At 49.2% G+C, this 8,294-nt stretch carries 7 protein-coding genes; all 7 read right to left on the bottom strand.

Annotated features, from left to right (window positions below; translation table 11 throughout):
• Positions 1-62: 62 nt before the first annotated feature.
• On the bottom strand, positions 63-941 hold the full coding sequence (locus L696_RS0113240) for an STM4011 family radical SAM protein (protein WP_025684062.1): 879 nt from the start codon (positions 939-941) through the stop codon (positions 63-65).
• On the bottom strand, positions 938-2,362 hold the full coding sequence (locus tag L696_RS0113245) for an STM4012 family radical SAM protein (RefSeq protein WP_025684063.1): 1,425 nt from the start codon (positions 2,360-2,362) through the stop codon (positions 938-940). The genes L696_RS0113240 and L696_RS0113245 overlap by 4 nt, the downstream gene beginning before the upstream one ends.
• Positions 2,363-2,431: 69 nt before the next feature.
• Positions 2,432-3,214, bottom strand: a complete 783-nt coding sequence (locus L696_RS0113250) for an STM4013/SEN3800 family hydrolase (protein WP_025684064.1) — start codon at positions 3,212-3,214, stop codon at positions 2,432-2,434.
• Positions 3,211-4,548, bottom strand: coding sequence for an STM4014 family protein (locus tag L696_RS0113255; protein ID WP_025684065.1), 1,338 nt, complete (start codon positions 4,546-4,548; stop codon positions 3,211-3,213). Before L696_RS0113255 ends, L696_RS0113250 begins: the two co-directional genes overlap by 4 nt.
• A 59-nt stretch (positions 4,549-4,607) precedes the next feature.
• The gene (locus L696_RS0113260; RefSeq protein WP_025684066.1) at positions 4,608-5,450 is read right to left on the bottom strand and encodes an STM4015 family protein; all 843 of its coding nucleotides are present in this window, start codon (positions 5,448-5,450) and stop codon (positions 4,608-4,610) included.
• A gap of 248 nt (positions 5,451-5,698) precedes the next feature.
• Positions 5,699-7,165 carry an efflux RND transporter periplasmic adaptor subunit gene (locus L696_RS0113265; protein WP_025684067.1) on the bottom strand — a complete coding sequence of 489 codons (1,467 nt, stop codon included), beginning with the start codon at positions 7,163-7,165 and terminating at the stop codon, positions 5,699-5,701.
• A gap of 70 nt (positions 7,166-7,235) precedes the next feature.
• A partial coding sequence (locus tag L696_RS0113270; RefSeq protein ID WP_025684068.1) for a DHA2 family efflux MFS transporter permease subunit occupies positions 7,236-8,294 on the bottom strand: 1,059 nt, incomplete at its 5' end.

The raw sequence follows: 8,294 nt of genomic DNA on the forward strand, positions 1-8,294 counted from the left end.
GAAGAACCGACCTTCGCTTGATGCAAGGGTCGGTTCTTTTTTTTGCGTTTTATAGGACATAGCTAAATGTGTGGAACTGAGAATACCGGAACCTGGGGCGCCCTTTCGAGCAGACCACTGCCGTACATTTCCCGAAATGGCTGCTCCTCCATATGAATGTACCCGATATAACAGCCGCATTCCTTCATCTGGCACGGACGCTTGGCACTTAGTCCTTCAAGGCCATCTCTGTACAAGTGACCCAGCACTCGCCGATCCTGGTAGCAATGTTTTACACGCCCATCACCCTGTACGTAAAATACATCCTCTCCAGCGCGACACGCCCGACCCTGACTACTATAATCATGCAAATTCCATTGGAAATAGGGATCTATAGCCGTTAATTCATCAATCTCGGCTTCGGTATAATAATGTGGCCGATCTTTATAGGCGTTAACCCACAAATAAACATCCTTCGGAAGCTGTGATCTCAAGGAATGGATAGCGGGAAAAGCCTGTCTCAGTCCCACGGTGCCGACACTATAGGAAATACCAAGTTCATTTAACTTTATACATTGAGATATAAATGCCTGCTCCCTCGTCTCTCCTGGATGATACGTAGCCCACAGCGCAGCTGTTCTCGGATTCAGTTCCTTAGCCCAGTCCAGCTTTGCCGACAGGTTCGTCTGCACAGCCACTTTTTCCACATGCGCCATATGGGAAAACTCAATCATGGTTTTGCGGTACCAGGAATGAATCAGAGCTTCTCCATACGGGTTAAAAAAAATAGAGAGTCGATGCCCCAAAGTTCCCTGCTCCCGTACCCAATCGGCAAAACGCTCCAGTTGCGTCCGATCCTTGTCCAATCTCTCACGGCTATCCACGTTTTTGCTGAACGGACAGTAAGGGCAAGTATAGTTGCAGGAAGTCAACGAGCCACGGTAATATAGGGTTGCTCTCATGCGCCTACGTAGCCTTCCATCTGCTCGCGTACTGCCGTGGAAATCATCCAGTCGCCAATCGCATCGGAATAAGCCATTCCTTCCTCGGTCAGTCGCAGTGTGTCGTCTACAACCACTGCCATACCAGATTCCAATAGCAAGGACATTCCTGTAAAATCATCCGCCAGAGACGCCTCGAAGCGCGCGGCGTAAGCAGATAGCTCCAGACCTTCACGATGGAGAAGTGCCTTCAGAATAAAACGCCGCTTGCTCTCCTCCACATTTAAAATAAAGCCGTAATCAGCCAGATCATGACGCTCGGCGGCGACATAATCAGCAATAATTCCGCGCGTTGCCGCTGCACTAACACCGTATCGGCTGGCATAGTGGACATTACGCGTATAAGAACGCGCACCGCAGCCCAGACCGGCCATGCCTTCCTCCTGACAGCTATATGGCAGCAACTCCTTGCCGGGTGTATCCTCATTTTTGGCAAAACGGCGCATGGAGTACTGCACATATCCCGCCTGTTGGAGTCTTTCACGTGCTGCTTCGTACAAGCTCAGACGAATATCATGCTCCAGCCCGGTATAGCCGGGCTTTAAAATCGTATTTTCCCGAATGTATAATGGATAAATAAAAATTTCACCCGGTTCGTATGATAACGCCTCTTCCAGAGAATACAGCCAGGTTTCTGCCGTTTGACCGGGGAGACCATAGATCAAATCCACGTTCAACAGCGGAAAATCGTACTCTACCAGCCGCGCAAGCGCTTCGCGTACCAGCTTGGGCTTCTGAGGGCGGTATATGGCCGCACTCTCCGACTCCACAAAGCTCTGGATTCCCATGCTGACACGGTCCGTTCGGCGGCGCTTGAGCACCTCCAGCCGATCTTCGGTTACCGTATCCGGTGACGTTTCCACCGAAATGGAAGCATGTTTCGGGTCTAAGCCCATTATATTCTCCGCAATATCAAACAATCGTTCGACCAAAGGAGCCTCCAGCAAGGTTGGTGTACCGCCGCCGATGGCAAAGCGTGAAAAAGGCCGACCGCCCAGGATTGGTGCCCATTGTCGGGCTTGTCTTTCAAGTGCATCCACATATTCCTTATGCACATCCAGCCGCTTGTCCGGCAAAGTGAACAAATTACAAAACCCGCAACGAGCCGCGCAAAACGGAATATGCATATACAAAAAATAGCTCTCCAGCTCCTCCTTCTCCCATAATTCTTGCAGTGAGAGCGGTGTATCAAACGACCGATAGGCCGTCTTATGCGGGTAAGAGTACAAATAGGAACGGTAGGGAGCTTCACGGATCGTGCGTGCCCATTCAACAGGATTCTCAGGCCATGAAGACCTTGATGTCGAATTTGTGTCCAGCCCCGCAGGGGTAACGGCTCCTGCTCCCGTTAGAAGCGAATGATTCAGATTCATGGCTTTCATTTCTGCTCCCTCCTCGCGCTGGATTGATTTCTTTACATATTACCAGTGCAGTCTATCATTTCTTTTTCCCTACAATACAAATTCGCGGTAAGGTACATTCCATACTACCTCATGTGCCAGACGATGCCCTTCGTAGCCGTCTTCCCCATAAGCCGTACCATGATCGGAAAAGGCCATGCAAAATGTCTTCCCCCGTTCTCGTAATGCGTCGAACAAACGTCCAAGCTGCCCATCCACATAACGCAAGGCTGCGCGTTGAGACTTCACCGAATCCTTGGCTGAGCCCTCCAGAAAATAGTGATTAGGCCCATGAATAGCTGATACATTCAGGAACAAAAACAGCCGCTGCGCCGGGTCCGCCTTCTCCAGCAGCTTTAGGGCATGATTCACCTGATGCTCCGTCGAACGGGGATTTGTAACGCCGAAGGTCATACGCCAGTAGCTTTCCTGAAAATACCCCGGCAGCACCTTGGCAAGCTTGTTTTTTTTCGTAAAAAAAATAACCCCGCCGATGCAAATAGTCCGGTAACCCTCACACGCCAGCCCAGATACAATATCCGGTGCATCAAACAGCCACGTATGCGGATGTGTACGCAGTCCCGTATCTTTAGTATGAAACAGCCGTATGTGAGAAGCCTTATCCGTATTAGCCGGTGTAGGCAAGAATCCGCCAAAAAACGCATGATGTGCAGCATAGGTAAAGCTGCCCGGCGTATGGCGTTTTTCCCACGGCCCGGAGCCACATAGATTCGGACAGTTTTCTTCCTCCAGCTTGGCTACATCGTAACGCAGCGTGTCAAGCGTAATCATGACAATATCATGAGAACCGACAATCTGGTTCATATCGGTCATAATAAGTCTTTCCTTTCCAAAGTTGCAGTCCCATTGGGGAGATGCAGCATTTCCCATTCATATGGATTCCACCCCTGATGTTTCACCCGGTATAACAGATCGCCGAAAGGATTTACGTCCAGCACGTAGGGACGACCACCATGCGCAGGAACCAGCACATCCAGCCCAGCAACCATAGACGCCGGAAAAGCGCTCATTGCGGCTTCCCCAGTTTGCTGAACCGATTCTACCGTATCCTGAGGCAACCCGGCGTCCTCCAGCAACAGCCGTTCATTGCGCAGATGCAGATTCGTAATTGGGCTTCGGCTTAAACGTAAAACGGCATGACAAGCCTCTGATCCGCAAACAAGCTGGCGTACATCGTAAACACGTCCGTTCAGACTCGCTTTAGGTATCCAGCGCTCCACATGCACCCCTTCCGAGCATAGCCAGCCCAGGATGGCATGAATATCCTGCTTGTCCGTATAACGGCGCAAGCGTCCCGTATTGTAATACACACGCTGTCCGTGGATGGTTTCCGTTCCAATGGTAGTTACTGCCAGCTCTGCCCGTGTCCGCGGATGCACCTGATAGGCCATTACACCGGAAGCACCGGACCCGCAAAATATTTTCACAAACAGGCGGTGAACCCCGCTCTCCTTCATCGCCGCGTGCAGATCAGCAACATCACGAAAGGTACCCTCTGATGATACAAGCACAGGTGGTACTCTTATACCCGCCTTGTCCAATACGATGCTGCAACGCCGTTTGTCGAACATCACAGCCACTTCCGCCGGATCATTCATCCAGCGCGACGAAGGCCATAGCAGGGCTGCTTCATGCCATAGCCACGCCAGCAGACGGCAATAGCCCCGGAACCATTGTGCCGGGTGCCAAATACGACCGTGCTGCTCCAGCAGGCCTCGCGCTTCTATAGCCGATATACCTGTGCCATGTGCTGATTCTGCACACAGAAACAAAGAATCGTCTCCTTCTGCATCCGAGGCGCCCAAAGCGATCAATTCACGCTCTACCTCAAAGCTTTCACCCGGTGCATCCAGACGAAGCAGCGGACTAATGTCCGCCCTTCCCGTCAGTAACTGGCGAATGCTCTCTTGCACATAAACACTAGCATTTACGCTGTCTGGCGCAGCCTGTGCAGCCATTCGGGCCAACAACTCCCCCAGACTTTGCTTCTCATGGATGGCTTCCAGCACATTTTTATAGGAAATCTCAACAGCGGGCGGCAGCTTCAATCTGCTTCGCGCCTCCTGTAGTCCTGTGGTCCGCCGATTTCCCGGATTGCCGAACAAAATAAACGGCTCGCTGATATTGCTGTCTGAGATCCCAACCATAAAGCCGCCTCACTTTAATTTTTGAATAAGCTTCGATCGTAAAGAGTCCTTTTTATGGATTACTCGGTCAACGATGGATAACGCCAATCATCTTCCTCGTCCGCTTGCTGCTGATCCTCCACATTCACAGACAGTCCGGAGCTTTTCCAACGTTTCATCATTTCATCCGACATATAATGATAGCTCAAATCCAGATGCTTCAGCCCTTTGATACTTTCACTAGCCAGTAGTGCCTCAGCCCCTTTATCAGACAACGTGCCTTGAGACAGATCCAGTACCTCCAGTTGTCCAATCACAGGTGCGTTTGCCGCAGCAATCGCAATTTCATCTTGTATTTCACTATCCTTCAGCCCCAAATAGGTAAGCTTTGGAAAAAGATTGTCGTTCAGGAACGGTAATACATCCTTCAGGCCACCATCAAAGCCGTATTGATCCACGCCCAAATACAACTCCAGCTTGCGCAGCTCAGGCAGCTCGGCATTACGAATTTCCTGAAGGACACTCGCAGGCAAACCTCCGCAAATAATAACCAATTCCTGAAGATGGCTATGCCGCAACGGTTCCAGGCTCAGGTCCTGACTTCCTTTGACATAAAAGGATTCCAATGCTGGAAACGCCTCCAACAGCGGAGACAGATTCGTCTGGTTAATCCACGAAACCTCACACTCATCATATTCCATATCCCCGATAAACAGCTTACGCAGCTTCGGAAATTGATCTTTGTGCTTTACCAGTACCGGAATAAAATCCTCCGGCGATTGTTCATAGGCTCCGCCCCAGTCTCCAATAATCAAATCTGTAATTTCCGCGCTCTCTGGCTTACCTGCCTGTTCTTCAATAGACTTAGCCATCGTTTGACCATTCTCATAAGCTTCATAATCCACAACCAGCTTTACTTCCATCTCGTAATACCTCCGATCACTGATCTGAAAATGTAATAAATCCCTATCTAGTAAACTATCTATTTCCAGTTTAGTCTATCCTATCATACCAATGTTCGTCAAAAATAGACCCCTAACGACATCAATCCTATGTAAAATGTGCGCAATGAAATTAAACAAGGCAGCCCGGTAAAACTGCTCCGGTCTGCCCTGCGCTTATACTCTCTAATAAATCTCTACTATATAATACAAGAGATTTTGAAGCCGAATTATTGGCTAATGGTGATCGGTGAGTTATCAGACAGCAGCGCCAGATTATTCACGATTACATTCTCTTCGTTGCTCAAGCCACTGGTAACCAGTGTTTGTGAGCCTGTCGTCTGAATCGTCTTCACTTCCTTGCGTTTCGCATGGTCACCATTCACAACGTATACATATTGCTTACCTTGATCCTTTTGAATCGCTGCGGTAGGAACGACAATGCCTTCTTGCGCATTTGCAGCGACAAAACTGATATCAGCCAGCATACCGGACTTCAATTTTACGTCCGGATTAGCCACCGAAATTTTCACAGGATATCCTTTTCCACTTGCGTCCAACGGGCTTACATTTTTAACTGTACCTGTTGTCACAATATTGGAAGCTGCTACACGTACCTGTACCTTGTCGCCTGCTTTTACATTGTTGATCTGCTCAGCCGGTACATAGATCAGTGTATTAACTGTACTCAGGTTGGCAATGACCAGCGCAGGAGCCTGTGCGGATACCATTTCGCCTACTTCTGCATTTTTCGTACCTACAATACCGTTAATCGGTGATGTAATCACTGTATCGTCGAGTGCGTCCTGAGCAATGCTCACATTCAGCTGAGCCTGCTTGAGAGACTGTTGGCTGGACTCGATAACCGCTGTATTTTGAGATACCTTCAGTTGATTTTGTGCATTGCTGTAGCCGCTGTTAGCATTACTGTAGCTGTTTTTTGCTGAATCGTAGCTGTTACGGGCCGTAGTGAGCGCCTTCTGAGCAGCCACCAGTTGGTCCTGGGCATTAGCCTGTGCGTTTTGCGCATTGTTGTATGCCGCTTCAGCGTTCACAACGGCTGTTTTTGCTTGTTCCAATTGTGCTTGGGTACTCGCACCCGCGTCAAACAGGCTTTGTGTACGTGTCACATTTTTCTGAGCATCCGCCAGCGCTTGCCGCGTTTGCTTCACTGTATTGGCGGCCGAGGAGACGCCGTGTGTCGCCTGTTCTACGGCTGTAGTAGCCTGATTAATGGCTCCCTGCGCCTGATTGATTGCGCTTTGGGACTGAATCACGCCGCTTTTGGATTGTACTACGCCCGAGTTGGCTTGAACCATCGTCGATTCATGGGAGGCCTGAGCAGAGCTCACTCCTGCTGCTGCGGCGGCTGCGGCGGCGCGGGCTTTTGCTACATTATTCCTCATGTCCTTGTCATCAAGCTTGAACAGCACTTGGCCTTTTTTGACCTCTGAGCCAATATCCACAGGCAGTTCAACTACTTTACCACCCACTTTTGGCACAATATTCACCGTCTCCGAAGGTGTTACCGTTCCTGTATAAATGTTCCCTTGCCCAATGATACCCTGCTGCGCTTGGCTGATCTTGACAGGAACGACCATATCCTGCGCCGCTCCGCTATTACTGGAGCAGCCTGCCAGCACTGCGCCGCCGAGCACCAAGGCCGCTAATGTACTTTCTACTCTCAATATTTTCATGATAATTCCCTTTCTTTCTGTCCGTGGAAATAATGTAAGCCATCCAGTCGATATTTTGTAGTTCTTTTGATTAAGCCTCCGGCTGTGTCTTTGCTTTCTTCCTTTGAATAAACAAAAAGATCAGTGGAATCGTGCAAAACAGCGGTATGGATGAAATGAGGAACGTATCCCCAATCCCTCTCGATGTGGCATCCAGCGTGATTAAACCACTTATAGATGACACCCAAGAGCTGCCGAGCGTCGCTTGCAGCGCATGAGCCGAGTCTGGTGTAATGGTCTCCGAAATTTGTTGGGCATGAGCCGCAGAACGACTTTGCATAATCGCTGTCAGCACTGCAATGGCCATAGATGCTGCAACGGTACGCACCAGATTGGATGCTGTAGACGCATTCGCTACCTTGCTCGGATGAACCGCGTTCATACCAACGGTAGACAATGGCATCATACAAATACCGATTCCCAGACCCCGGAATGCCATTACGGTTTCCAGCCAAATATGCGGTGTATCTGGCGTAAGTTGATGCAAATGGTATGTCATAAAGCTGGTCAGTGTCAGGCCAACAAGTCCCAGAGGTACAATGCCGAACTTATCAAATAACCGCCCCGCAATCGGCATCATAGCCGCCATTGCAATCGCCTGTGGAATGAGAATGATTCCAGTATCAATCGGTGACACATGCTGAATATTTTGCAAAAACAACGGTGTCAAAAAAGTTCCTCCATACATCCCCATCATGACGAAACTAGAAGCAATGACACTAATCGTATATTTTGAATTTTTGAATAATGAAATTTCGATTACAGCATTGTCTTTTCCGCTTTCTACATAAATGAGGAAGACAAGCGCCCAGAAGGCGACGAACAGTAGAGATACAATTTTAAAAGAAGTCCAGCCATCATGCTGTCCGTTTGTCAATGCGTACAAGAGTGTTCCTGCACAAGTTGCGGCCAGCAAAAAACCAGGTAAATCAAACGGCTTTGGTTTTACTTTAGGCGGCTCCTTGATCAGAAGAATAACCATTAAAATTGCAAATAAAGCTACCGGCACACTGACAATAAACAAGAAACGCCAGTTAAGCCATTCAATTAAATAGCCACTCAGTGTAGGTCCAACGGCTGGGGGCGCCCA

The organism is Paenibacillus maysiensis, from assembly GCF_000520815.1.
GTDB lineage: Bacteria > Bacillota > Bacilli > Paenibacillales > Paenibacillaceae > Paenibacillus > Paenibacillus maysiensis.